This window comes from Sphingomonas sp. (assembly GCF_036402235.1).
Classification (GTDB): domain Bacteria; phylum Pseudomonadota; class Alphaproteobacteria; order Sphingomonadales; family Sphingomonadaceae; genus Sphingomonas.
Genome location: NZ_DASWTG010000063.1, coordinates 1 through 23,325 on the forward strand (window position 1 = coordinate 1; position 23,325 = coordinate 23,325).

The following is a 23,325-nucleotide window of genomic DNA, read 5'->3' on the forward strand; positions in this document are numbered from 1 at the left end:
CGAGCTCGCGGAACTGCTGAGCGCGAACGATCTGAACGAAATCGAGGTCGAGGACGGTGAGCGGAAGATCAAGGTGCGCCGCGACGCGCCGACTGCTTACGTTGCCGCTCCAGCGCCGCTGGCGGCTGCCCCTGCTGCTCCCACCGCTGGCGCGCCGGCCGCGCAAGCTGTGACGCCGCAAGAGGACGTCGGCGGCGAGGCTGTAAAATCGCCGATGGTGGGCACCGCGTACATGTCGGCCGAGCCCGGCTCGAAGCCCTTCATCGCGGTTGGTCAGTCGGTGAAAGCCGGTGACACTCTGCTGATCGTCGAGGCGATGAAGGTGATGAATCCGATTACCGCGCCCAAGGCCGGCACCGTGAAAAAGATCAACGTCTCGGACGGACAGCCGGTGGAGTTCGACCAGCCGCTCGTGATCCTCGGCTAGAGAAATGGCGATCCAGAAGCTTTTGATTGCCAATCGCGGCGAGATCGCGCTGCGGATCCATCGCGCTTGCCATGAAATGGGGATCAAGACCGTGGCGGTGCATTCGACCGCCGACGCCGACGCGATGCACGTCCGCCTCGCCGATCAGGCGGTGTGCATCGGCCCGCCGGCCGCGACCGATTCGTACCTCAACATCCCCAACATCATCTCGGCCGCCGAGATCTCGGGCGCGGACGCGATCCATCCGGGCTACGGCTTCCTCTCCGAAAACGCCAAGTTCGCCGAGATCGTCGAGCTGCATAACCTGATCTTCGTCGGCCCGAAGCCCGAGCATATCCGGGTGATGGGCGACAAGGTCGAGGCGAAACGCACCGCCGGCGCGCTAGGCCTGCCGCTGGTGCCCGGCTCGGACGGCGCGATCAGCGACGTCGAGGAAGCCAAGAAGCTCGCCGCCGAGATCGGCTACCCGGTGATCATCAAGGCCGCCTCGGGCGGCGGCGGCCGCGGGATGAAGGTCTGCGCCGATCCCGACCAGTTCGAGACGCTGATGCAGCAGGCAGGCAGCGAGGCGAAGGCAGCGTTCGGCGATGCCACCGTCTATCTCGAGAAATATCTCGGCAATCCGCGCCACATCGAAATCCAGGTGTTCGGCGACGGCAATGGCAACGCCATCCATCTGGGCGAGCGTGACTGCTCGCTCCAGCGCCGCCATCAGAAGGTGCTGGAGGAAGCCCCCTCCCCGGTCCTGTCGGCCGAGGAGCGTGACCGCATCGGCGGCATCTGCGCCAAGGCGATGGCCGATATGGGCTATCGCGGTGCGGGAACGATCGAGTTCCTTTGGGAAAATGGCGAGTTCTACTTCATCGAGATGAACACGCGGCTTCAGGTCGAGCATCCGGTGACCGAGGCAATCACCGGCCTCGACCTCGTCCGTGAGCAGATCCGCATCGCCGAGGGCCATCCGCTGACGCTGCGCCAGCAGGATGTCCAGTTCCGCGGTCATGCCATCGAATGCCGGATCAACGCGGAAGACCCGCGCACCTTCGCGCCCTCTCCGGGCCGGGTGAGCCAGTATCACGCGCCGGGCGGCATGAACGTCCGGGTCGATAGCGGCCTCTACTCGGGCTACAAGGTGCCGCCTTACTACGACAGCATGATCGCCAAGCTGATCGTCTACGGCACCACCCGCCAGGGCGCGCTCCGCCGCCTGCGCCGCGCGCTCGAAGAGTTCGTGATCGAGGGCGATGGGATGAAGACCACGATCCCGCTCCATCAGGCGCTGCTCGACAATCTGCAGTTCCAGCAGGGCGACTATACGATCAAGTGGCTGGAAGAGTGGCTCGCGCGCGAGGAAGAGAAGGGCTGATCCTTTTCGCGGGGCGTCGCCGGACGCCCCGCCTCAGCCCGGCAGGATCGCCCAGGGCCGCACCGGAAACGTCCCCATGTGCCGCACCTTGGGCGGCACCGCCGAGAAGCGGAAGCCGCTCGCGGGCAGCTCCCCCAGCCGCGTCATATGCTCGACGATCGGGATACCGGCGCCCAACAGCACGCTGTGCACCGGTCGCGTGTTCTCCGAGACATTGTCGATGTTGAACGAATCGATCCCGACCAGCCGCGCACCCTGATCGCGCAGATAGACGGCCGCCGCCTCGGTCAGATGCGGATGTGCCTCGAAATACTGATCGGTGCGCCAGTGCCGGTCCCATCCGGTGTTCACCAGCACCGCCTTGTCGCGCACATCGATCGCCGCGAACGCTGTCCAGTCGATCGCGCGCCCAGCTGCACCCTCGACGCGGACGACCACGCCCGCGCAATCCGCCACCCGCGCCAGCGGCAGATCGGCCAGGTCGTGCCCGTCGGCATAGCGGTGATAGGGCGTGTCGAGATAGGTGCCGGTGTTCCCCACCATCTCGATCCGGTCGATCTGGAACTCGGTCCCCTCGGCATAGATCCCGCGCGAGGCCTCACGCGACAGATGGTCGCAGATCAGCGGGGCGGGCAGGCCCTTGTAGGTGATCATTCCCGCCTCGATCACATGGCTGAGGTCGATCAGCCGCGTGCCCGGAGCGGCCGCCGGTGTTTCCGCCATTTCCCCGCGCTTGTGCCGTTCCTCGATGATCCGCTTGTTGAGGATGCGCACCTCGCCGACCATCAGCAGTCGCAGGTCGCTGATCACATAGCGGGCGAGGTCGGCGTCATCGATATCGTCGCCGTCGATATCCAGCCGGAAATCCTGCCCCTGCACCCCGACGCCATTGGTGAAGCTCACCTCGAAATCGAAGCACACCCGCTTTTCGCTCATCGCCGCTCCCTCGCCGCTGGCACCCGCGAAACTCCACGCCTATCTACGCGGCCTATCCACTTCGGGAATCCATGATGAAGGCGACCATCTACCACAACCCCCGCTGTTCCAAATCGCGCGAGGCGCTGGCGCTGCTCAACGACGCTGGCGCCGAGGTGACGGTGGTCGAGTATCTCAAGGCCCCGCCCAGCCGCGACGAGCTTGCCCGCCTCTATGCCCGGGCCGGCATTTCGCCCCGGGACGGCCTGCGCAGGGCCGAGGACAGCGCCAAGCCGCTCAAGGCTGCCACGGACGACGCCATCCTCGATGCGATGGCCGCCGATCCGATCCTGATCGAACGCCCGCTGGTCGAGACCGAAAAGGGTGTCCGCCTCGGCCGTCCCCCCGAAAAAATCCGCGAAATCCTCTAACCCGCTCTTCGGCCGGTCATCTCGTCGGTCACGTCGATCTTGGTTCCATAGAGGTAGCGCGCCACGCCATTCTCGGCGACGACGTCTGCGGTGATGCGCATCCAGCGCAGCTCACCGTCAGCGCGCCGGATCCGCGCCTCGAAGGTGAAGCTCCCGCACGCCGCGATCGCCGCACCGCGCAGGCGCGCCAATTCTGCCCGCGATTCGGGCAGATACATCGTGACGATATCCTCCCGGTCCAGCGCGGCACCGCGCGGCAGGCCGAACAGGTCGTAGACGCCGTCGCTCCAGATCAGCGAATCGTCGCGAAGGTCGCATTGCCAGGCGGCCTGAATCGGCATCAGCTGCGCCTGCGGATCGCGAGCTCCGTGCATGGCTGTCCGGTTAGCACCGGGTGTCCGAATGTCCAGTAACCATGCGTGACGCGGCCGCTGCCGCGGGCTATCCCTTTGCCATGCTCGACCCCGCCGGCGCCTCGCTGATCTTCGAACCCGGTCGCAATTGCTGGCGTGTCGAAGCCGCGTCGAGGCTTTCGGTCATCATCGATGCCGACGATTATTTCCGTGCCGCGCGCCAGGCGATGCTGACGGCGAAGAAACAGATCCTGCTGATCGGCTGGGACTTCGACGCGCGAATCCTGCTTACCCGCGACGATCCTCCAGATCACGCCGAAGCCCCGCGTGAGGTCGGCGATTTCATTACCTGGCTCACCCGCCGCAATCCCGAGCTTCAGGTCTATATCCTCCGCTGGGATATCGGCGCGCTCAAATCGGTATTCCGCGGAAAGACGTTCCGCACCCTGCTCAAATGGCGCTTCGGCAAACAGGTGCACCTCAAGCTTGATTCGACACATCCGCCCGGCGCCTCACACCATCAGAAGATCGTGGTGATCGACGATTGCCTCGCATTTTGCGGCGGAATCGACATGACGCTCTCCCGCTGGGACACGCGCGCCCACCCCGGCGGGGGCGAAGCGCGCGTCGATCCCGACGGCTGCGGCTATATGCCATGGCACGACGCCACCACTGCGATCGAGGGATCGGCTGCCCGCGCGCTTGGCGAGTTGTGCCGCGATCGCTGGCATCGCGCCGGCGGCATGCCCGTCATGGCGGTTCAGTCCCGGCATGATTGCTGGCCCGCCTGTCTCACACCTGATTTTACCGATACGCGGGTCGCGATCGCGCGCACCCAGCCTGACATGCCCGACCAGGCACCGATTCAGGAGATCGAGGCGCTGTATGTTGACCTCATCGCTGCCGCGCAGCGCTTCATCTATGCCGAGAGCCAGTATTTCGCCTCGCGCCGCATCGCTGAGGCCCTCGCCCTACGCCTCGCCGAACCGGACGGACCGGAAATCGTCGTCGTGAATCCTGCTCGCGCCGATGGCTGGCTCGAACAACAGGCGATGGATACGGCACGCGCGCGGCTGTTCCAGGCGTTGAAGCAACGCGACGTCCACGATCGATTGCGCATCTATCACCCGGTCACCCAGTCGGGGGCAGACATCTATGTTCATGCCAAGATTCTGGTGATCGACGATCGCGTGATCCGCGTCGGCTCGTCCAATCTCAACAATCGCTCGCTCGGGCTCGACACCGAATGCGACGTCGCGCTGACGGCGAGCGACGACCGCACCGCGCGACGCATCGCCGCGATCCGCAATGGCCTGATCGCCGAACATCTCGGCATCGACAGCGTGTCCGTCGCGACCCGGCTCGTCGGAACCGGATCGCTCATCGCGACGATCGAGGAGCTGCGCGCCACGGGACGTACGCTTCGCGACTATGTCGTGCCCGATCTCGACGCGGTCGAATCCTGGCTGGCCGAGAACCAGATCCTCGATTCGGGTGACGAGACGATATTCGAGGCGATGACGAAGGGTGGGCTTCTACGGCGTCTGCGACGCTAGCGCCTCACGCGAACTGGAAATTCGGCGCCGGCGGCACGCCATGGCCGTCAAAGGCATGGGCGCGATGCGGCCCCTCGCGATCGACCCAATGCAGGAACAGGTGCGCGGACCAGCTGTTGCGATTGGGGGTCGTGCGGCCATGCCTGTGCTCGACGCCGCGATAGAGTACCGCATCGCCTACCGCCATCGCGATCGCGGCAAAGGGCTCGTCTCCGAAATCCTCGTTCACCCGTGCCGAAGGGGTCCCGGCCCTCTTGCCGATCTCCAGCGCCCAGGGCTCCCCGTCGCTATAGTCGATCGTCAGCGACAGGCTGTGCTCGCATGACGGGCGGTCGTGGTGCACGCGGCACGTGTCGCCCTCGCGATAGATGCGGAAATAGTCGTAGCTGGGCAGCAGATCGCGCCCTGTCAGGCTGCACATCGCCGGCGTCAGTCCCCACAGCAGGTGGAGCATCGGCGGATAGTGATGGCCATAGACTTCGAACGCCGGGCGTTTCAGCAGGTTGGGGAACTCGGTCACCCGGCTCAGCGGGATGGCGCCGTCGCCCGCCGCAGCCTTGAGACCGGCAAGGAATGATCGAGTCACCTCTTCGGGCAACAATCCCTGGATGTGCGCGTAGCCGTCGCGCGCATAGTCACCGATCACTCGCATCGGCGCCTGTTACCGCCTGCGCCGCGAATCGACAATCGCGCGCCTCATTCGGGGTCCGGCGGCAACCGTTCGAATACCCATTCATGCGTCTCGCGCACCAGCGCCGGCACGGGCCGCCCCTTGCCGTCACGCGATGGCCGGAACCGGAACCGCTCGCGGATCAGCCGACAGGTGAGCGCGTCGAGCCGCGCGATACCGCTCGATCCCACAACGTCGCATTCCGGCACACGCCCGTCGGTCTGAACCAGGAACAGTACCGTCACTCGGCCCCCGATCCCAGCGTCGGCCAGATCCTCGGGATAATCCGAGTCGCGGATGCGCCCGCGAATCTGCCGCGGCGGCGTCGCTTCGGGATCACCCGCCCCGTCGCCGTCGCCGCTGCCACCCCCGCCAAAGCCGTCGCCCTGCCCGCCTGCCCCCGTTCCCGGCCCGGCCACGTCCGCAGCACCGCTGGTCGACTGAACACCGTCCGCAGGCTTCTCGGCGACGATCACCAATGGCTGCACCATGATCGGCACCAGCGGCTTGGGCGCCGCCACCTCGGTCGCGCGGGAACGCAGGTTGGGCGGCGCCGCCTGGCCCGAAGGCCGCGTGTTGCGCTCGGGCATCCGCTCGACTGTCTTCTTGGGCTTGGGCTCCGGCAGTATCTCGAACAGCGCGATGCCCGTCTCGCCATCGGCCAGCCGCTCCCCGACCGCCAGCCCCAGCGCCAGCACGACGCCCAGCGCGCACGTCACCGCCAGCGCCGCCACCGCGCCGCCGATCCGTTCACGCGGGTTCGAAAGGACCATCGCCGTCATCGCTCGCCTAAACGCACAAGCTGGCTGAACCGGCGCTTGCTCCCCGTTTCGACGGGCGGGGGTGACGAAACGCCTCGCCCCCGCTATGCGCGCGGCCATGAGCGGAATCACTCCCGAGATCGTCGCCGAGCACGGCCTGTCCCCCGAGGAATATGAGCGCGTCCTGCACGCGCTGGGCCGCGAGCCCAACCTCACCGAGCTGGGCATCTTCTCGGTCATGTGGTCCGAGCATTGCAGCTACAAATCCTCGCGCATCCACCTGAAGAAGCTCCCCACGGAGGCGCCCTGGGTGATCTGCGGCCCCGGCGAGAATGCCGGCGTGATCGACATCGGCGACGGCCAGGCCGCGATCTTCAAGATGGAGAGCCACAACCACCCGTCCTACATCGAGCCCTATCAGGGCGCGGCGACCGGCGTCGGCGGCATCCTGCGCGACGTCTTCACCATGGGCGCGCGTCCCGTGGCCAACATGAACGCGCTGCGCTTCGGCCGCCCCGATCACCCCAAGATGAAGCACCTCATCGCCGGCGTGGTCCATGGCATCGGCGGCTATGGCAATTGCGTCGGCGTGCCGACCGTCGGCGGCGAGGTCAATTTCCACAAGGCCTATGATGGCAACATCCTGGTCAACGCGATGACCGTCGGCGTCGCCCAGACCGACAAGATCTTCTACTCCGCCGCCGCCGGCATCGGCAATCCCGTGGTCTATGTTGGCTCCAAGACCGGGCGTGACGGCATCCACGGCGCGACCATGGCCTCGGCCGACTTCGACGAGAACAGCGACGAGAAGCGCCCCACCGTCCAGGTCGGCGACCCCTTCACCGAAAAGCTGCTGATCGAGGCCTGTCTCGAGCTGATGGCCTCCGATGCGATCGTCGCGATCCAGGACATGGGAGCCGCCGGCCTCACCTCCTCCTCGGTCGAGATGGCGTCGAAGGGCGGCGTCGGGATCGAGATGATCATGGACGACGTCCCCCAGCGCGAAACCGGGATGACGCCGTACGAGATGATGCTCTCGGAGAGCCAGGAGCGTATGCTCATGGTGCTCAAGCCCGGCCGCGAGGCATTCGCCGAGGCAATCTTCCGCAAATGGGAGTTGGACTTCGCGGTCATCGGCACCGTCACCGACACCGGCCGCATGGTGCTCAAGTGGAAGGGCGAGACCGTCGCCGACATTCCGCTCGCCCCGCTCGCCGACGAAGCGCCGCTCTACGACCGCCCGCACATGCCGACACCCAAGCCCGCAGAGCTATCGGACGAGCCGGAATCGACCGATATTGCCGCCGACCTCGTCAAGCTGATGGGTTCGCCCGACATCGCCTCGCGCCGCTGGATCTGGGAGCAGTATGACCACATGGTCGGCGCCGACACCGTCCAGCGCCCCGGCGGCGACGCCGCGGTGGTCCGCGTCCATGGCACGCAGAAGGGCCTCGCGATCACCACCGACTGCACCCCCCGCTACTGCTTCGCCGACCCCGTCGAGGGCGGCAAGCAGGCGATCGCCGAAGCTTGGCGCAACCTGACCTCGGTGGGCGCAACCCCGCTCGCGGTCACCAACTGCCTCAACTTCGCCAACCCGCAGCGCCCGGAGATCATGGGCCAGATCGTCGGTTGTCTCGAGGGCATGGGCGACGCCTGCCGCGCGCTCGACTTCCCGATCGTCTCGGGCAACGTCTCGCTCTACAATGAGTCCAAGGCCACCGGCGGCGGCTCGGCGATCCTGCCCACCCCCGCGATCGGCGGCGTCGGCCTGCTCGCCGACTGGTCGAAGTCGATGACCATCGCCTTCAAGGCGACCGGCGACGCGATCATCGCGGTCGGCGAGCGCGGCGGCCATCTCGGCCAGTCGATCTGGCTGCGCGAGATCCACGGCCGCGAGGAAGGCCCGCCCCCACCGATCGATCTCAAGGCCGAGAAGCGCACCGGCGACTTCGTTCGCGCGATGATCGATCGCGGCCTGGTCAATGCCGTGCATGACGTGTCCGACGGCGGCCTCGCGGTCAGCCTCGCCGAAATGGCGTTGGCGTCGGGGATCGGCGCGATGATCGATCAGGCCCAGCCGTTCGGCATCGCCGGCAGTTTCTTCGGTGAGGACCAGGGCCTGTATCTCGTCACCGTCCCCGATGAATCGTTGACCGAGTTCCTCACCGCCGCCGCCGAGGCCGACGTCCCCGCCGATCCCATCGGTCGCACGATCAAGGACCGGCTGATCTTCGAGCTGGACGAGGGCGACTGGTGCGTCGGCATCGAAGAGCTGCGGGCGGCCCATGAAGGGTTCTTCCCGAACCTCATGGGCAGCGGGAGCGACGCGGCGCTGGCCTGAAGCTAGGCGCTTACCGAGCGCGCGGCTTCGCCCACCGGCCACGCCGCGGTCACGCGGTTGCGGCCCGCGCGCTTGGAATCGTAGAGCGCCGCATCGGCGCGCTCCATCAGCCGCTGCCCCGTGTCGGCCTCGATCTCGGTCAGCCGCGCCGCGCCGATGCTGACCGTGACCCGCTCGCCCGGCCCCGGCGATGCGAGCGCGCGTTCCTCCACCGCTGCGCGCATCGCCTCCGCCACCGCCATCGCCTCCGCGGGGCTCGCGCCCGGGAGGATGGCGGCAAATTCCTCGCCGCCATAGCGCGCGATCACGTCGGTCGCGCGCGCGGCGCAGGATTGCAGGATCCCCGCGACATCGCGCAACCGCTCGTCGCCCGCCTGATGGCCGAGCGTGTCGTTGAGTAGCTTGAAGTGATCGATATCGATCATCAGCAGCGCCAGCCCCTGTCCCGACCGGCGCGCGCGCATCAGCTCTCGGCGCAGCGCCTCGTCGAACTGCCGCCGGTTGGGCAGGCCCGTCAGCGCGTCGATCTGGGAGAGCTGCGCCAGCCGGTCGCGCTCGCCCATGCCGTGCAACTGCACTAGCATCGCGCGCAGCCCATAGCCCAAGGTCGCGGCCACGCAGCCGGCGATCGCCAGCGCGGGCCGGCTCGGCACCAGCGCCGCCGACAGGATCAGCATGCTCACCGGCAGGATCAGCGGGCTGCCGGTATGCACCACGCGCGCGAACATGCCGCGCTTCGGCAGGGCGCGCGTGCGGCCCGGCCTGCGCAGTGCGAGGACCGCGAGCAGAATGAACGGCGCCCCGACGATCAGGCTGACGAGCGCACCGGCCTGCTCCTCGACGAAGTGGTTGTAATAGCCGGCGCCGAGCATATAGGCCCCGGCAAAGGCGCTCAGCGCGCCGAAGAAGCGCTGCTCCTGCTCGTTCGTGCTCGCGCGGTAACGGATCAGCGCGAACAGCGCGATGAAGATGTTCTGGATGTCGAACATCAGCGAAAGCGTCAACTCTCCCGCCGCGTCGCTCACGCCCGACAGCTGGACGAAGCTGAAGATGAAGGCCCCGAACAGCAATCCCAGCACCAGCGCCAGGGCGGCGTCCACCATCCGCGCGGGCCAGGGGTCTCCATTGGGGCTTGCCAGCAGGAACACCAGCGGCACGCCATAGAGCACGAACAGCAGCATCGAGATCGCGCCGGTCCCGCTGGCGCCCGCCGGAGTCAGCGCCCCCAGCAGCTGCCATCCGACCCCTGCGCTCCAGCACAGCATCGCAACCGCGATCACCAGCCATCCCAGCCGTTCCCGGTTCCCGCTGCCTTGCGCCCGCCAGCCGCAGGCCAGCGCCGCGATGAACGCCGCCAGCGTCTCGCACAGCAAGGTGGCGGCGCCGATGGGATTGCTGGCGGTCAATGCGACCGCGGCGTGCGCGGGGAGGAAGACGAGCGGCAGCGCAAGCGCCAGCCGCGCCGCGACGGCATCTGCGCGCCCGGCGATGATCGCGCCGTGCTCGGCGGCCGTCTCTGGCGCACTGGCACTCATCTAACCAATCCTAAGCGCACGTCGTTAACACTTGCATAGCGGGACGGCCGCTTGGGGTTTTCCTACCGCGCCGATCTGTGCCACCTTCCGCACCGGCCCCGGCGGATGCGTTTAATCGCGGACTCGCGCGTTAAGGGTGTGACTTTTGTGGCTTTCTGAACGGATCACGGGAGGAACGACAGCAAGTGACCGCCGGCTATTCCACCACTCCGCTCGCCGACAAGCTCGGCTTCAAGCCCGGGATGCGCGCGTTCATCGCCGATATGCCGGCCAGCGTGCGGGCTGAGATCGCGCTCGATTCGCTCGGGCTCGAGCTGCTCGCGGCGCCGGGCGCGGGCATCGATGCGGCGCACATCTTCGTCACCGAGCGTTCGCGGCTCGACTGCGAGCTGACCGCGCTGCGCCAGCTCATCGCGCCGAGCGGATTCGTCTGGGTCTCCTGGCCCAAGAAAGCGGCGCAGGTTGACACCGACGTCACCGAAGACGTGATCCGCGAGGTCGCCCTGCCGCTCGGGCTGGTCGATGTGAAGGTCTGCGCGGTGGACGAGACCTGGTCGGCGCTGAAGCTGATGATCCGCAAGGAACTGCGCTGAACGGCTGAGGGAACAAGGGGGGAATGATGCACAACTGGAGCACCGCAAAGCGAATCGTCGCCGCCACGCTCGTGGCCGGCACGCTCGATATCCTTGCCGCGATCGGCATGACGCTCGCTTATGGGCGACCGGTGGATGCGATGCTCCGCTACGTCGCCTCAGGCCCGTTCCCCGGCGCGAAGCAATGGAGTGCAGCCGGCGCCGCACTCGGCCTCGCGGTGCATTTCGCGCTGATGGCGATCATGGCCGCGATCTTCGTCCTTGCCGCGAACCGCATTCCCCGGCTCAAGGCGCGGCCGATCTACTGGGGCGTCGCCTACGGCCTCGCCACCTATGTGGCGATGAACCTGCTTGTGGTGCCGTTGCGCTTCGGCACCTTCCCGATCAGCCCCGTCGGCATCGCCAGCCAGCTGCTGTTCCACATTCTGCTCGTCGGCATCCCCATCGCGCTGATCGCGCGGCGCTAGCGTCCTGCGCCGCAGCAGTGTAGTACAGCCATAACACAGGGGGAATTCATGGCGACCACGGCTGGCGACCGCATCCTGACGCTCGACACCGTGCGCGGGGTCGCGGTGATGGGCATTCTGCTGCTCAACATCATCGCCTTCGCGATGCCGATGCCGGCCTATTTCAACCCGGCGGCCTATGGTGGCGCCGCCGGGATCGACCTTGCGGCCTATCTGGTCAATTTCGTGCTGTTCGACGGCAAGATGCGCGGCCTCTTCTCCTTCCTCTTCGGAGCATCGATGCTGCTCGTCATCCAGCGTGCGCAGGCGAAGGGGGACAGTCCCGCAAGGGTCCATTATGCGCGGATGGTCTGGCTGCTGGTCTTCGGCCTCATCCATCTCTGGCTGATCTGGTGGGGCGATATCCTCACTTACTACGCGCTGGTCGGCATGATCGCCTTCCTGTTCCGCGACCTTGCGGTGCGGACGTTGATCGGCATCGGGATCGCCCTGGTGTTCGTCGAGCTGATCGCCACGGCGATGATCCCGATGGTCGTGCTGATGGCACAGGCCGCTCCGGCCGATGCCGGGTTGCAGAAGGCGCTGGCCGAGATGACCCAGGGCTTCGGCGTGCCGCCCGCCGCCTGGATCGCCGACGAGGTCGCGCTGCATCGCAGGGGCTGGCTCGAGATCGCGACTCAGCGCTTCGCCGACAACAAGTTCATGCCGCTGGTCGGCCTGCTGCAATTCGGGTGGGAAACCCTCGCCTATTTCCTGTTCGGCATGGCCGCCTTGCGCAGCGGGATGCTGACGGGTCAGTGGGAGCGTCGCCGCTACATCAAATGGGCGGCGATCGGCTTCGGCATCGCCCTTCCCGGCTATGCCGCGCTCGCCGCCTGGATGATGGCGCGCGAGTTCGCGCTGCTTCCCGTCACCGTCGCCACGATGGTCGCCAGCGTGCCGCTGCGCCCCTTCGCCGTGGTCGCCTGGGCCAGCCTCATCATCCTCCTGATGCGCCCCGGCGGCATGCTGACCGCGCGGATCGCCGCCGCGGGCCGGATGGCCTTCACCAACTATCTCGGCACCAGCCTGATCTGCACCACGCTGTTCTACGGCTATGGTCTCGGCTGGTATGGCGAGCTTTCGCGCGCCGAGCTCTATCTGGTCGTCCTGGCGATCTGGGTGCTGATGCTGCTCTGGTCGAAGCCCTGGCTCGAGCGATTCGCCTTCGGTCCGCTCGAATGGCTCTGGCGCAGCCTGGCGCGCGGCAAGCTGCAAGCCATGTCCCGCAGCGCGATCGCCCGCCCAGTTGCGAACGCTGCGCAATAACCATTGCGAATCACTCGCAGTCGCCTTAGTTATTGCGAATTGCGAGAGGGTTTCGATGGTCGTCTGCGTCTGCAATGCAATTCGCGAGAAGGATGTGCGGGAAGCTGCCCGTGACGGCGCGATGAGCGCGTGTCAGGCCTATCGCGCGCTCGGACGCCAGGCGAAATGCGGCCAGTGCGTGCCGTTCGCGCGAGCGATTATCGATGCGGAGCGTGCGGCTGCGTAGCGTTCGCAAGTCCAGAAAACCGCAGAAATCCGCCATTTTTTGACTGTCTGAAGCGTCGTTTCGGCGCTATGACCGTGCCCGATTTTCTAGTACGGAAGGCACGACAGCCATGAAGGGCGACCCCAAGGTCATCGACTATCTCAACGAGGTGCTCAAGAACGAGCTCACCGCGATCAACCAGTATTGGCTTCACTATCGCATGCTCGATCACTGGGGCGTCAAGAAACTCGCCGAATTCGAGCGCCACGAGTCGATCGATGAGATGAAGCATGCCGATATGGTGTCGGAGCGCATCCTGTTTCTGGACGGCCTCCCCAATTTTCAGCTGCTCGGCCGCCTGCGCATCGGCGAGACGGTCGAGGAAGTGCTCAAAGCGGACCTCGACCTGGAATATGAAGCGGTTGCAGTGCTCAAGGACGCGATCGAGCATAGCGAGAAGGTGCGCGACTATGTCAGTCGCGACCTGTTCCGCCGCATCCTCGACAGCGAGGAAGAGCATGTCGATACGCTGGAGACCCAGTTCGAGATGATCGAGCGCATGGGCATCCAGAACTATATCCAGCTCAACTCGAAGCCCGAGGAGGGTGAATAAGGGTCTGGGAACGAAATACGGGACGGCCATCGTGCTGTCCCGTCAGTGCAGGGGTCGCTAGAGTCCTGGTCGACGGCCAAAGGCCGCGGCCGGGCGCCGCTCCACCAACGGGTTCGCCTCACGTTCCAGCAGCGCCAGCGTCGCCTCGAACAGCGGCCGCAACTCCACCACATGCGGCAGCGCCTCGCTCGGCTCGTAACGATTTTCCACGCAGTGTCGCGCGATCGTCTCGATCGCGGCCGCGCAATCGGCCAGCGGCTCGGCGCCGAACTGGTGCGATTCGCCCTTCAGCGTGTGTGCGGGAAGCACCAGGGCCGCGGCGTTATTGGCGCGCATCGCTTCCTCGATCCGCGCGACCGATTTGACGCCATCCTCGTGGAAATAGCCCAGGATGCGCACGAAATTGGCGCCCAGCTCGGTGCGGGCCTGCGAGAACGCAGCCCAGTCCACCAGCCCGTTCGGATCCTGCGACGCCAAATTCACCCTCCCGCGACATGCGGCTCATCTGTATGATGAATAAGGGCAAATCGGTAAACGTCCGGTTGACGCCGCATCATTCAGGCGATGCGGAACATGCCTGCTCCGTCGATCTCGACCATTTCCACCGCCGCGCCGCGCGCCGCGGCCAGCGCGCGGATCTCGCGTTCGGCGGCGGGGTCGTCGGCAAGGATCTCGACCGGCAGCGCCCCACCGCGCAGCGCCCGTGCCAGCCGCAGCGCCGGCCACGGGCAACGCAAACCTCGTGCGTCGATTCGGCTCGCCTCACTCACGGTCGAATGGATTCTTCGACGGCCGCATCGTCAGCCGCACCGGCACCGCACCGAAGCCGAACTCCTTGCGCATGCTGTTGACCAAATAGCGCTCATAGCTCTTGGGCAGCAGGTCGACCCGCGTCCCAAACAGGATGAAGCTCGGCGGTCGCGTCTTGGCTTGGGTCACGTAGCGCGGCTTGATCCGCTTGCCGCCGGGCGCAGGCGGCGGATTCGCCTCGATCGCGCGCTCGAACCAGCGGTTGAGCTGACCGGTCGTGATACGCCGTGACCACGCCTCACGCGTCTCGAACGCCACCTTGATCAGCGTGTCGAGCCCCTTCCCCGTCGCCGCGGAGACGGTGAGCAACGGCACGCCCTTCACCTGCGCCAGACCTTCCTCCAGCGCTCCCTTGACGCCATTGAACAGGCTCGACGCGTTCTCCGCCACGTCCCATTTGTTGAGCGCGATCACCAGCGCGCGGCCTTCCTGGAGCACCTTGTCGGCGATCTTCAGATCCTGCACCTCGAGTCCCTTGGTCGCGTCGAGCAGCAGCACGACCACCTCCGCGAAATCCACCGCGCGCAGCGCATCGGCGACCGAGAGCTTCTCCAGCTTCTCCTGCACCTTGGCGCGCTTGCGCATTCCGGCGGTGTCGATCAGCCGGACGGGACGCATCTGGCCCTCGAAATCCTCCCACAGCCATTCGATCGCGATCGAATCGCGGGTGATCCCGGCTTCTGGCCCGGTGATCAGGCGATCCTGCCCGATCAGGCGGTTGATTAGCGTCGACTTGCCGGCGTTGGGACGCCCCACCACGGCCAGCTTGAGCGGCGCGTCCGGCAAATCGGCATCCTCCGCCTCCTCCTCCTCTTCCCCACGGTCGATATGGGGCAGTAGCGCCTCGAACAGGTCGGCGATTCCCTCGCCATGCTCGGCGGAGAAGGGCACCGGGTCGCCCAGCCCCAGCGCCATTGCCTCGTGGATGCCCGGCTCCGCGGCGCGCCCCTCGGCCTTGTTGGCGAGCAGCACCACCGGCACGTCGGCGCTGCGCAGCCAGCGCGCCACTTCCTCGTCCAGCGGGGTCACGCCCGCGCGGGCATCCACCATGAACAACGCAACGTCCGCCTCGCGGACTGCGGCCTCGGTCTGCGCGCGCATGCGGCCGGGCAGACTCGCTGCATCCTCATCCTCGAACCCGGCAGTGTCGATGATCCGAAAAGGAACGCCGAGCAGGTCGGCGTCGCCCTCGCGCCGGTCGCGCGTCACGCCCGGCTGGTCATCGACCAGCGCAAGGCGCTTCCCGACAAGGCGGTTGAACAGCGTGGATTTGCCGACATTGGGACGGCCGATGATCGCAACGGTGGGACGGGGCATCCCGGCCTCCTATCCCAACGCGGCGCTCAGCGATAGGCGGTGATCTCGCCCTTGTCGCTCAGAATGTAGAGCATGCCTCCGGCGACCACCGGACTCAGGCTGACGGCGTCCTTGCCCTCGATCGTCGCACCCACGCTGCCGTCGATCGGCGAGGCCGACACCAGCTCGCCGCGCGAATTGGACAGCCACAGCCGGTTGCCGGCCAGCACCGGGCCAACCCAGGTGATCGCGCCCTTCTTGTCCTCCTCGTTGCGGAAGGCGCGAAGCTGCGAGATCCAGCGGACCTTGCCGGTGCCGCGCGCGATTGCAACGAGGCGGGCGTCGTCCGTGACGACGAACAGCCACTCGCCCGCGATCCACGGGGTGGAGATGCCGGCGATATTCTGCTCCCACAGGCGCTGCCCGCTCGCGAGCTCGACCGCTGCCATGCGGCCGCCCTGCCCGACCGCATAGACGCGGCCCTGATCAATCACCGGCTCGGCATCGATGTCGGCAAGGCTCGAAACCGAAGTCGAGATGGTCGCGCGGGACAGCGTATCGCTCCACAGCGTGCGGCCATTCTCGTAACGATAGGCGTTGAGCTCGCCCGACGAGAAGCCGGCCACGACCGTGCCCTGCGCCACGGCGGGTGCTGCCACCCCGAACACGCCCTGCGATTCGAGCGTCCCCGACTGGGTCCAGATGATGTTGCCGTCCGCCGCAGAGAGCGCAAAGAGCTGATTGTCCTGCGACACGACATAGAGGTTGCCGTTCGCGACGCTCGGCGCGCCGCGCAACGGCCCGCCCGGCTTCTTGCGCCACAGCTCGCTGCCCGCGACTGCGTCGATCGCCACCACATCGCCCAATCCGTTAGACGCATAGACGCGCCCGCCGTCGAAGCTCACGCCGCCGCCAAAGGCCGCGCGCCGGTTCTCCTCGCCCTTTACGGTCGAGATATGCCAGCGCCGCGCGCCGGTCGTGGCGTCGAACGCATGGACCGCGCCCTCGGTATCCATCACGAACAGCGTGCCCCCCGCCACCACAGGCGCGGCGGCAAGCCGGGTGCGGCCGCTGGTGCCTGGAATGCGCGCCGACCAGACCCGCGCCGGCGCCTCGCTCAGCGCCAGATGCCCCATCGCCTTGGCCGCATTGCCGCCCGGCTGGCTCCATGCATCGTTCGACACAGGCGCCGGCACCACGACCTGGACGTCGGCGATCGTGGGATCGGCGACGATGCTCGTCTCCGACGCCAGGATCGGCACGCGCTGGCCCAAAACCGGCGTCTTCTTGTCGCCGCCCTTGAAAATGCCGCAAGCGCTGAGCGCCACCAGCGCCGCCATCGCGACGGGAACCCGAACCGACTTCATCATTTCGCCTTCTTGTCCTCACCATCGTTCGGGACAGCGTCCACGCCCAACACGCCTGCCATCTGCAGCGCGCGGGTCCGGATCGGCTGCGGAACGCCATTCGTCTTTGAAATCTCGGCATAGAGCTTGCCTGCCTCGGCGCGCTTGCCCATGCGCATCTGCGCGATCGCGACCATCTCGCCCGCGCTGCCGAACCAGGGGCTGTCCTTCACCGCGACCGCGCCCAGCCGCGCGATCACCTGATCGGGCTTCAGCGAATCATATTCGGCGGCGGTCTGCCGGATCAGCGCGAGATCGCGGAACTCCTGCGGCACCCCTGTGTCTGCGGCGATGGCGGCCAGGATCGCGGCGCCGCCCTTCAGGTCGTTCTTCGCCAGCAGCGTGTCAGCCTGTGCGAAGCGCGCGGCGGCACTGAACCCGGTCGAGCTCGATGCGGCGAGCTCCTTGAGCGGTGCGTCCGCCTCCTGCGCCTTGCTCTCGTTCAGCGCCTTGACCGCCGCCTTCAGCTTCTCGCCCTCTTCGCCGCGGCGCGCGTCGCTGTGGCTCTGCCAATAGAGCCAGCCGCCGAACGCGATCAGCCCGGCAATCACGGCGCCGATGATCCAGCGGCCGTAATTCTGCCAGACGTGCAACGCCTGATCCTTGCGCAGCTCTTCGTCGACCTCGCGCATAAAGGCTTCGTTGCTTTGCGGGCTCAGCGCCAAGGGTCACTCCATCGGGGTAAGGGAATTCGGGCGCGGACCTTAGCCGCGGTCATCGGGAAACGAAAGCGCCTCAATCCTTGGGCTTGTAGACCTGCTCGTCGCCGGGGAAACTCCGGTCCCGCACCTGGGCGGCATAGGTCTCAACCGCGGCGGAAATGCGGCCAGCCAGATCGTCGAATTTCTTCACGAAGCGCGGGGTGCGCTCGAACATGCCGAGCATATCCTCGGTCACCAGAACCTGCCCGTCGCATTGGTTCGACGCGCCGATGCCGATGATCGGGCACGAAACCGCGGCGACGATCTCGTTCGCCAGCGTCTCGACTACGCCCTCAGCGACGATCGAGAAGGCGCCGGCCTCAGCGATCGCCTTCGCGTCGCCGATGATCTTGGCATATTCGGCATTGCCGCGCCCCCGCGCGCCATAGCCGCCCAGCGCGTTCACCGCCTGTGGAGTCAGGCCGATATGGCCCATCACCGGGATGCCGCGGCGCGTGAGGAACGCCACCGTCCCGGCCATCGCCTCGCCGCCCTCCAGCTTCACCGCGGCCGCTCCGGTCTCCGCAAGGATGCGCGACGCCGACGCGAACGCCTGCTCAGGGCTCGCTTCATAGCTGCCGAAGGGCATGTCGATCACCACGACCGCATGATAGCTGCCCCGCACCACTGCCGCGCCATGCGCGCACATCATGTCCAGCGTCACCGCCAACGTGGACGGCAGCCCATAGATCACTTGCCCCAGGCTGTCGCCCACCAGCAGCACGTCGCAATGCGGGTCGAGCAGCTGCGCCATCCGCGCGGTGTAGGCGGTGAGCATCACCACCGGCTCCTTGCCCTTGCGTCCCTGAATGGCGGGCACGGTCAGCCGCTTCATCGGCGCCGGGGTCGGATGGGCACGGCTGGTCGAGGTATCGAGCGTGAAGGTCGTGGACATGGCCGCGCTCTACCGCCGGCTTCGAGGCCACGCCAGTGGCTCTCTCGCACCGTGTACGAATCACTTGACTCAATGTTAGATATATATAACATCACGTCATCTATTTCAGACGTGGAGTTGATAAATGGCTTTTCGGGAAAAGGTCGCATGGTCGGCGTTCCTCACTACCTTGCTGATCTGGGGCGCCTATTTCGCGGTGGTCGTCGCCGAGGTCGGCGCGCCGGCGCATGGCATGAAGATGGTCTGGCTGTTTGTTGCGGCCACCATCGCTCAGGCAGTGCTGATGGGAACCGCCACGGCCATCTGGGCCATCCGCGCGCCGGACGAAGCCAATGCCCGGCCCGACGAACGCGACCAGGCAGTGTCACGGCGCGCGAGCGGCATCGCCTATCTGGTGCTGGTGCTGAGCGTGGTGGCCGTGATCGTCGGTCTGCATCTGGGATTGCACGGATCGGGCACGGTCTTCGCCCTGATCGGCGCGTTCATCCTGGGTGAGGCCGCCCGGTTCGGCGCGCAGGCGATCGGCTATCGCAGGGGCGCGGCCTGAGATGCCCTCCCCTCCCATCACGAACGATATCCGTACGCTTCGCTTCCTTGCAGGCGAGATGACGCAAGCCGAGCTTGGCGAGCGCGTCGGCGTGACCCGCCAGACGATCGCGGCGATCGAGCAGGGCAAATATTCGCCCACGCTCGAGACCGCGTTCCGCATCGCGCAGGTCTTCGCAAAGCCGCTGGAAGAGGTGTTCCAGTGGCAGGAGAAGCGCGCAGAGTGAGACGTGCATCCCGCGCCGGCTGCCCCCGGCGCGGGGTCCGGGGCCGCACCCCTATCTGCGGCCCCGGATACCCGGCGGACCTATCGCAGCCAGCCCCGCTTCTTCGCGAGCCTTGAGAGCCAGAGCTGGAGCAGCGCCATCACAAAGATGAAGGCGGGAAAGAAGATCGATGATACCCCCTTCACCGCAATCACGTCGGTTGCGAGGAACATCCAGCCGAACTGGATCACCACCGCGATCAGCGAAATCCAATAAAGCGCCACTGCCCATTTGGAGCGCAGCAGCAGGGCGATCGTTCCGAGCAAGCCAGCCCCGACCGCAACGGCGAAGTCGATCGCGAACCAGCCAGGCAGCGCCGCGAAATAGGCGCGATCCCAATCGGTCGCGTCAGGGTTCGCAGCCGGGCCCAGTGTCGCGTGCATGTAAAAGGCCCAGCATCCCGCCAGGCCCCAGAGAAGCAGGATGACGCCCACGATATAGAGCCATGCGGGTGGTTTCTGCGCGAATTGCGATGCCATCGGAACCTCTCCCCCTCGGGTCGTTCGATGCTGCGCAGCCTACCCTAAATGGTGAATTTGCCAATCACTTCGTCACAGCAGCGCCGCCGCCCATTCGTCGGGCTTGAACCCGACCAGCACGCCGCCGCGATATTCGACCACCGGCCGCTTGATCACCGACGGGTTCGCCGCCATCAGCTGCAGCGCCTTGGCCTGATCGATATCGGCCTTGTCCGCCTCGTCGAGCTTGCGGAAGGTCGTGCCCGCGCGGTTGAGCAGCTTCTCCCAGCCCGCCGCTTCGGCCCATTTCGCCAGCCGCGCCGGATCGGCGCCCTCCTTCTTATAGTCATGGAAGGCGTAGGCGATTCCGTTGACGTCGAGCCACGCCCGCGCCTTCTTCACCGTGTCGCAATTGGGGATGCCGTAGAAGGAGATTGTCATCTGAAGTTGCACACCTGTCCTGACCAGATCGCCGTCACCTTGGCAGCCGGCTCCTTGCCGCTCAACAGCCCGGAAAGCTTTCCCGCGGCGAATTCCTCGCCCAGCGAGCTTTCGCTGATCTCGGCATCATAGGCGCCGGTCACCTCCTTGCGCGTCGATCCGATACCGATGCCCGATGCAGTGCTCAGCTCCGCACCCGCGTCATCGAGGAACCAGCCCACGAATTTGCCATCCTGAAACCAGGCAAGCAGTCCACCCGGCATCCGCGCGAAGTCCATCGCGCCCTCCCCGCACTCGCCGTTCGAGCCGCGCTCCGCGGGTTTGCCCAGCGCGGCTTCGACGGCACGTTCGACCACCGCGCGCTCCGTTCCGAACGCCAGTTCGACTGCCCGGCCATTATTCGGATCGACGAAGCTCAGCGCACCGGGCGCTAGGTTGACGAGCGGCCTGTCCTCAGCCGCTGGCGCTTCGGCCGCCAGATTGGCCCGCGGCGTCGCGACCTGTTCCGGCATGGTGTTTGACGGCTCGAAAACGATGTTTGTCGGCTCGCCGCCGCAGGCGGCTAAGAACAGGCATGTCGAAAACAATATCCCGTTGCGCACCGTTCGCCTCCCTCAGCTAACGCATCACTCCCACTCGATCGTGCCAGGCGGCTTCGACGTATAGTCGTACACCACGCGGTTCACACCCTTCACCTCGTTCACGATCCGCGTCGCCACGCGCGTCAGGAAGCTCGCGTCGAACGGATAGACGTCGGCGGTCATCCCGTCGGTGCTGGTCACCGCGCGCAGCCCGCACACGCTGTCGTAAGTGCGCCCGTCGCCCATCACGCCGACGGTCTTGACCGGCAGCAGCACCGCGAACGCCTGCCAGATCGCGTCGTACAGGCCAGCGTTGCGGATCTCCTCCAGATACACTGCGTCCGCCTTGCGCAGAATGTCGCAGCGTTCCTTGGTCACCTCGCCCGGGATGCGGATCGCAAGGCCGGGTCCCGGGAAGGGGTGGCGGCCGACGAACACGTCGGGCAGCCCCAGCTCGCGGCCGAGCGCGCGGACCTCGTCCTTGAACAGCTCGCGCAGCGGCTCGACCAGCTTCATGTTCATCCGCTCGGGCAGGCCGCCGACATTGTGGTGGCTCTTGATCGTCACCGAAGGCCCGCCGGTGAAGCTGACGCTCTCGATCACGTCGGGATAGAGCGTCCCCTGCGCCAGGAACTCCGCCCCGCCGATCTTCTTCGCCTCTTCCTCAAATACGTCGATGAAGGTCTTGCCGATGAACTTGCGCTTGGCTTCGGGGTCGGTGACCCCGGCGAGCCCGTTGAGGAACAGCGTCTCCGCATTCACATGGACCAGCGGGATATTGTAGTGGCCGCGGAACAGCGACACGACCTGATCGGCCTCGCCGCTGCGCATCAGGCCGTGATCGACGAACACGCAGGTCAGCTGCTCGCCGATCGCCTCATGGATCAGCACCGCCGCGACCGCGCTGTCCACGCCGCCCGAAAGCCCGCAGATCACCCGCCCCTTGCCGACCTGCTTGCGGATCTCCTCGATCTTGGTCTGGCGGAACTCCGCCATCGTCCAGTCGCCCTTGAGACCGCAGACGTGCCGCACGAAGTTGGCGAGCAGCTTCGCCCCGTCCGGCGTGTGCACCACCTCGGGATGGAACTGCATCGCATAATAGCGTCGCGTATCGTCCGCGATCACCGCGAACGGCGCGCCGGGGCTCGCCGCCACCGGGCGGAAGCCGGGCGCGAGGCTCGTCACCTTGTCGCCATGGCTCATCCACACCTGATGCGTCTCGCCCTCGGTCCACAGGCCGTCGAACAGCACGCAGCTGTCGGCGATCTCGATGAAGGCGCGGCCGAACTCGCCGCTGTCGCCGAGCTGCACATTGCCGCCCAGCTGCTGCATCATCACCTGCTGGCCGTAACAGATGCCCAGCACGGGCAGCCCGCTCTCGAAGATCGCGTCCGGCACGCGCGGCGACCCGTCCTCGAGCACCGATGCCGGCGACCCCGACAGGATCACCCCGCCCGGCTTCATCCGCTCGAATGCCTCCGCGGCGGCGTTGAAGGGAGCGATTTCGCTGTAGACGCCCGCTTCGCGCACGCGGCGCGCGATGAGCTGGGTCACCTGGCTGCCGAAATCGACGATGAGGATGGATTCGCCCGGCTGTGTCATGGCGGGGCGATAGGCAGGTGCGGGCAGAGTGTAAAGGCGCGAGGCCAGCTCAAATCGATCCTCCCCCGCCAGGGGGAGGATATGAAGGCTCGCACTTGTGCCCGCCGCCACGTTAACCATTGTCGCAAACCATTCTGCAGCGCTCGCAAGGCTATTTCCGATCGAATGAGATCGAACCGGGCCCCCCGCCGGATCGTCTTGTCGATGCTCGCTGCCGCATCCCTCCTCGCGGCGCCGGCATCGGCATCGATCCTCGACTATGTCGGCGAATGCGTGCCCTTCGCGCGCCAGGCCTCAGGCATCCAGATCTGGGGCGATGCCTGGACCTGGTGGGATCAGGCCGCCGGCAAGTATCAGCGCGGCGACGTGCCCGAGGTCGGCGCGGTCGTCGCCTTCGCGAAATCGCGTGCGCTTCGGCTGGGGCATGTGTCGGTGGTCAGCCGCATCATCGAGCCGCGCGTCGTCATGGTCACCCACGCCAACTGGTCGCGCTTCGACGGCAAGCGCGGCAGGGTCGAGCGGGATGTGACCCTGTTCGACGTCTCGCCCGCGGGCGACTGGAGCCAGGTCAAGGTCTGGTATCGCGACACGCGCGGTCTCGGTTCGACCACCTACCCCGTCCACGGCTTCATCTATGGCCGCCCCGCGGTCGGCGCCAAGGTCGCCCGTGCCCGCCCCACCCCTGAACTGACCGGCGACCGTCCCGACTATGTCGGCTCGCTGATCGACGCCTACGCGCGGTAACGCCCATTTTTTCATCCCGGCCTTGTGCCGGGATC

At 66.5% G+C, this 23,325-nt stretch carries 28 protein-coding genes; 13 read left to right on the forward strand and 15 right to left on the reverse strand.

The genetic code is table 11. The features are described from left to right. On the forward strand, positions 1–427 hold a 427-nt coding region (accB, locus tag VGD28_RS13320), incomplete at its 5' end, for an acetyl-CoA carboxylase biotin carboxyl carrier protein (RefSeq protein WP_331028834.1). 4 nt (positions 428–431) lie between these two features. Then, positions 432–1,793 carry an acetyl-CoA carboxylase biotin carboxylase subunit gene (gene accC / locus VGD28_RS13325; protein ID WP_331028835.1) on the forward strand — a complete coding sequence of 454 codons (1,362 nt, stop codon included), beginning with the start codon at positions 432–434 and terminating at the stop codon, positions 1,791–1,793. A 33-nt stretch (positions 1,794–1,826) separates the two neighbouring features. Here accC and VGD28_RS13330 read toward each other — a convergent pair whose 3' ends face one another. Then, positions 1,827–2,729, reverse strand: a complete 903-nt coding sequence (locus VGD28_RS13330; RefSeq protein WP_331028836.1) for a cyclase family protein — start codon at positions 2,727–2,729, stop codon at positions 1,827–1,829. 74 nt (positions 2,730–2,803) lie between these two features. Here VGD28_RS13330 and arsC point away from each other — a divergent pair, with 74 nt between their 5' ends. Beyond that, positions 2,804–3,139, forward strand: a complete 336-nt coding sequence (gene arsC, locus VGD28_RS13335; protein ID WP_331028837.1) for an arsenate reductase (glutaredoxin) — start codon at positions 2,804–2,806, stop codon at positions 3,137–3,139. Here arsC and VGD28_RS13340 read toward each other — a convergent pair. Then, positions 3,136–3,513, reverse strand: a complete 378-nt coding sequence (locus VGD28_RS13340; RefSeq protein ID WP_331028838.1) for a PAS domain-containing protein — start codon at positions 3,511–3,513, stop codon at positions 3,136–3,138. The two genes, arsC and VGD28_RS13340, sit on opposite strands and share 4 nt — an antisense overlap. 80 nt (positions 3,514–3,593) lie before the next feature. Between VGD28_RS13340 and VGD28_RS13345 the strand changes: the two genes are divergently transcribed. Beyond that, entirely contained in the window at positions 3,594–5,048 is a 1,455-nt protein-coding gene (locus tag VGD28_RS13345) for a phospholipase D-like domain-containing protein (RefSeq protein WP_331028860.1), read from the forward strand. Positions 5,049–5,052: 4 nt separating this feature from the next. On the opposite strand, the gene VGD28_RS13350 is transcribed toward VGD28_RS13345, so the two are convergent. Both VGD28_RS13350 and VGD28_RS13355 read right to left on the reverse strand, forming a co-directional pair. After that, positions 5,053–5,700: a hypothetical protein gene (locus tag VGD28_RS13350; protein WP_331028839.1), complete on the reverse strand. Its 648-nt coding sequence runs from the start codon at positions 5,698–5,700 to the stop codon at positions 5,053–5,055. 44 nt (positions 5,701–5,744) lie between these two features. After that, the gene (locus tag VGD28_RS13355; RefSeq protein ID WP_331028840.1) at positions 5,745–6,500 is read right to left on the reverse strand and encodes a TonB family protein; all 756 of its coding nucleotides are present in this window, start codon (positions 6,498–6,500) and stop codon (positions 5,745–5,747) included. 97 nt (positions 6,501–6,597) lie between these two features. Here VGD28_RS13355 and purL point away from each other — a divergent pair, with 97 nt between their 5' ends. After that, complete coding sequence (gene purL, locus VGD28_RS13360; RefSeq protein WP_331028841.1) at positions 6,598–8,823, forward strand: phosphoribosylformylglycinamidine synthase subunit PurL; 2,226 nt, start codon at positions 6,598–6,600, stop codon at positions 8,821–8,823. Positions 8,824–8,825: 2 nt separating this feature from the next. Here purL and VGD28_RS13365 read toward each other — a convergent pair whose 3' ends face one another. Further along, positions 8,826–10,358 (reverse strand): GGDEF domain-containing protein, encoded by a 1,533-nt coding sequence (locus VGD28_RS13365; protein WP_331028842.1) that lies wholly within the window; start codon positions 10,356–10,358, stop codon positions 8,826–8,828. 185 nt (positions 10,359–10,543) lie between these two features. Between VGD28_RS13365 and VGD28_RS13370 the strand changes: the two genes are divergently transcribed. The 5 genes from VGD28_RS13370 to bfr all read left to right on the forward strand — a co-directional run bounded on the left by VGD28_RS13370 (position 10,544) and on the right by bfr (position 13,544). Then, positions 10,544–10,951, forward strand: coding sequence for a hypothetical protein (locus VGD28_RS13370; RefSeq protein WP_331028843.1), 408 nt, complete (start codon positions 10,544–10,546; stop codon positions 10,949–10,951). A 26-nt stretch (positions 10,952–10,977) separates the two neighbouring features. Beyond that, positions 10,978–11,418, forward strand: coding sequence for a hypothetical protein (locus VGD28_RS13375; RefSeq protein WP_331028844.1), 441 nt, complete (start codon positions 10,978–10,980; stop codon positions 11,416–11,418). Between the two features lie 48 nt (positions 11,419–11,466). Then, positions 11,467–12,726, forward strand: coding sequence for a DUF418 domain-containing protein (locus VGD28_RS13380; protein ID WP_331028845.1), 1,260 nt, complete (start codon positions 11,467–11,469; stop codon positions 12,724–12,726). Positions 12,727–12,781: 55 nt separating this feature from the next. Next, positions 12,782–12,952 (forward strand): (2Fe-2S)-binding protein, encoded by a 171-nt coding sequence (locus VGD28_RS13385; protein ID WP_075152142.1) that lies wholly within the window; start codon positions 12,782–12,784, stop codon positions 12,950–12,952. A gap of 109 nt (positions 12,953–13,061) precedes the next feature. Further along, the gene (bfr, locus tag VGD28_RS13390; protein ID WP_331028846.1) at positions 13,062–13,544 is read left to right on the forward strand and encodes a bacterioferritin; all 483 of its coding nucleotides are present in this window, start codon (positions 13,062–13,064) and stop codon (positions 13,542–13,544) included. A 57-nt stretch (positions 13,545–13,601) separates the two neighbouring features. Here bfr and VGD28_RS13395 read toward each other — a convergent pair whose 3' ends face one another. The 6 genes from VGD28_RS13395 to panB form a co-directional block, all read right to left on the reverse strand. Further along, positions 13,602–14,021 (reverse strand): Hpt domain-containing protein, encoded by a 420-nt coding sequence (locus tag VGD28_RS13395; RefSeq protein WP_331028847.1) that lies wholly within the window; start codon positions 14,019–14,021, stop codon positions 13,602–13,604. Positions 14,022–14,101: 80 nt separating this feature from the next. Then, a complete protein-coding gene (locus VGD28_RS13400) occupies positions 14,102–14,314 on the reverse strand; it encodes a sulfurtransferase TusA family protein (protein WP_331028848.1) in 213 nt (70 codons plus the stop codon). After that, positions 14,307–15,671, reverse strand: a complete 1,365-nt coding sequence (der, locus tag VGD28_RS13405; RefSeq protein WP_331028849.1) for a ribosome biogenesis GTPase Der — start codon at positions 15,669–15,671, stop codon at positions 14,307–14,309. The genes VGD28_RS13400 and der overlap by 8 nt, the downstream gene beginning before the upstream one ends. A gap of 26 nt (positions 15,672–15,697) precedes the next feature. Then, on the reverse strand, positions 15,698–17,020 hold the full coding sequence (locus tag VGD28_RS13410; RefSeq protein WP_331028850.1) for a PQQ-binding-like beta-propeller repeat protein: 1,323 nt from the start codon (positions 17,018–17,020) through the stop codon (positions 15,698–15,700). After that, positions 17,017–17,688: a tetratricopeptide repeat protein gene (locus tag VGD28_RS13415; protein ID WP_331028851.1), complete on the reverse strand. Its 672-nt coding sequence runs from the start codon at positions 17,686–17,688 to the stop codon at positions 17,017–17,019. Before VGD28_RS13415 ends, VGD28_RS13410 begins: the two co-directional genes overlap by 4 nt. A 103-nt stretch (positions 17,689–17,791) precedes the next feature. Then, positions 17,792–18,652, reverse strand: coding sequence for a 3-methyl-2-oxobutanoate hydroxymethyltransferase (gene panB / locus VGD28_RS13420; RefSeq protein WP_331028852.1), 861 nt, complete (start codon positions 18,650–18,652; stop codon positions 17,792–17,794). A 124-nt stretch (positions 18,653–18,776) separates the two neighbouring features. Between panB and VGD28_RS13425 the strand changes: the two genes are divergently transcribed. Continuing rightward, on the forward strand, positions 18,777–19,199 hold the full coding sequence (locus VGD28_RS13425) for a hypothetical protein (RefSeq protein WP_331028853.1): 423 nt from the start codon (positions 18,777–18,779) through the stop codon (positions 19,197–19,199). A gap of 1 nt (position 19,200) precedes the next feature. Then, positions 19,201–19,425: a helix-turn-helix transcriptional regulator gene (locus VGD28_RS13430; protein WP_331028854.1), complete on the forward strand. Its 225-nt coding sequence runs from the start codon at positions 19,201–19,203 to the stop codon at positions 19,423–19,425. Between the two features lie 80 nt (positions 19,426–19,505). Here VGD28_RS13430 and VGD28_RS13435 read toward each other — a convergent pair whose 3' ends face one another. From VGD28_RS13435 to guaA, 4 genes are all read right to left on the reverse strand, one after another. Beyond that, a complete protein-coding gene (locus VGD28_RS13435) occupies positions 19,506–19,943 on the reverse strand; it encodes a hypothetical protein (RefSeq protein WP_331028855.1) in 438 nt (145 codons plus the stop codon). Positions 19,944–20,015: 72 nt separating this feature from the next. Continuing rightward, a complete protein-coding gene (locus tag VGD28_RS13440; protein WP_331028856.1) occupies positions 20,016–20,363 on the reverse strand; it encodes an arsenate reductase in 348 nt (115 codons plus the stop codon). Beyond that, on the reverse strand, positions 20,360–20,965 hold the full coding sequence (locus VGD28_RS13445; protein WP_331028857.1) for a hypothetical protein: 606 nt from the start codon (positions 20,963–20,965) through the stop codon (positions 20,360–20,362). The genes VGD28_RS13440 and VGD28_RS13445 overlap by 4 nt, the downstream gene beginning before the upstream one ends. 24 nt (positions 20,966–20,989) lie before the next feature. Next, positions 20,990–22,546, reverse strand: a complete 1,557-nt coding sequence (guaA, locus tag VGD28_RS13450; RefSeq protein WP_331028858.1) for a glutamine-hydrolyzing GMP synthase — start codon at positions 22,544–22,546, stop codon at positions 20,990–20,992. A 165-nt stretch (positions 22,547–22,711) separates the two neighbouring features. On the opposite strand from guaA, the gene VGD28_RS13455 reads away from it, so the two are divergent. Further along, positions 22,712–23,290, forward strand: coding sequence for a CHAP domain-containing protein (locus tag VGD28_RS13455; RefSeq protein ID WP_331028859.1), 579 nt, complete (start codon positions 22,712–22,714; stop codon positions 23,288–23,290). Positions 23,291–23,325: the final 35 nt, after the last annotated feature.

Coding starts and splice junctions, on each gene's coding strand:
- accC (WP_331028835.1), top strand. CDS start 432: ATGGCGATCCAGAAGCTTTTGATTGCCAATCGCGGCGAGATCGCGCTG.
- VGD28_RS13330 (WP_331028836.1), bottom strand. CDS start 2,729: ATGAGCGAAAAGCGGGTGTGCTTCGATTTCGAGGTGAGCTTCACCAAT.
- arsC (WP_331028837.1), top strand. CDS start 2,804: ATGAAGGCGACCATCTACCACAACCCCCGCTGTTCCAAATCGCGCGAG.
- VGD28_RS13340 (WP_331028838.1), bottom strand. CDS start 3,513: ATGCACGGAGCTCGCGATCCGCAGGCGCAGCTGATGCCGATTCAGGCC.
- VGD28_RS13345 (WP_331028860.1), top strand. CDS start 3,594: ATGCTCGACCCCGCCGGCGCCTCGCTGATCTTCGAACCCGGTCGCAAT.
- VGD28_RS13350 (WP_331028839.1), bottom strand. CDS start 5,700: ATGCGAGTGATCGGTGACTATGCGCGCGACGGCTACGCGCACATCCAG.
- VGD28_RS13355 (WP_331028840.1), bottom strand. CDS start 6,500: ATGACGGCGATGGTCCTTTCGAACCCGCGTGAACGGATCGGCGGCGCG.
- purL (WP_331028841.1), top strand. CDS start 6,598: ATGAGCGGAATCACTCCCGAGATCGTCGCCGAGCACGGCCTGTCCCCC.
- VGD28_RS13365 (WP_331028842.1), bottom strand. CDS start 10,358: ATGAGTGCCAGTGCGCCAGAGACGGCCGCCGAGCACGGCGCGATCATC.
- VGD28_RS13375 (WP_331028844.1), top strand. CDS start 10,978: ATGCACAACTGGAGCACCGCAAAGCGAATCGTCGCCGCCACGCTCGTG.
- VGD28_RS13380 (WP_331028845.1), top strand. CDS start 11,467: ATGGCGACCACGGCTGGCGACCGCATCCTGACGCTCGACACCGTGCGC.
- VGD28_RS13385 (WP_075152142.1), top strand. CDS start 12,782: ATGGTCGTCTGCGTCTGCAATGCAATTCGCGAGAAGGATGTGCGGGAA.
- bfr (WP_331028846.1), top strand. CDS start 13,062: ATGAAGGGCGACCCCAAGGTCATCGACTATCTCAACGAGGTGCTCAAG.
- der (WP_331028849.1), bottom strand. CDS start 15,671: ATGCCCCGTCCCACCGTTGCGATCATCGGCCGTCCCAATGTCGGCAAA.
- VGD28_RS13410 (WP_331028850.1), bottom strand. CDS start 17,020: ATGATGAAGTCGGTTCGGGTTCCCGTCGCGATGGCGGCGCTGGTGGCG.
- VGD28_RS13415 (WP_331028851.1), bottom strand. CDS start 17,688: ATGCGCGAGGTCGACGAAGAGCTGCGCAAGGATCAGGCGTTGCACGTC.
- panB (WP_331028852.1), bottom strand. CDS start 18,652: ATGTCCACGACCTTCACGCTCGATACCTCGACCAGCCGTGCCCATCCG.
- VGD28_RS13425 (WP_331028853.1), top strand. CDS start 18,777: ATGGCTTTTCGGGAAAAGGTCGCATGGTCGGCGTTCCTCACTACCTTG.
- VGD28_RS13430 (WP_331028854.1), top strand. CDS start 19,201: ATGCCCTCCCCTCCCATCACGAACGATATCCGTACGCTTCGCTTCCTT.
- VGD28_RS13435 (WP_331028855.1), bottom strand. CDS start 19,943: ATGGCATCGCAATTCGCGCAGAAACCACCCGCATGGCTCTATATCGTG.
- VGD28_RS13440 (WP_331028856.1), bottom strand. CDS start 20,363: ATGACAATCTCCTTCTACGGCATCCCCAATTGCGACACGGTGAAGAAG.
- guaA (WP_331028858.1), bottom strand. CDS start 22,546: ATGACACAGCCGGGCGAATCCATCCTCATCGTCGATTTCGGCAGCCAG.
- VGD28_RS13455 (WP_331028859.1), top strand. CDS start 22,712: ATGAGATCGAACCGGGCCCCCCGCCGGATCGTCTTGTCGATGCTCGCT.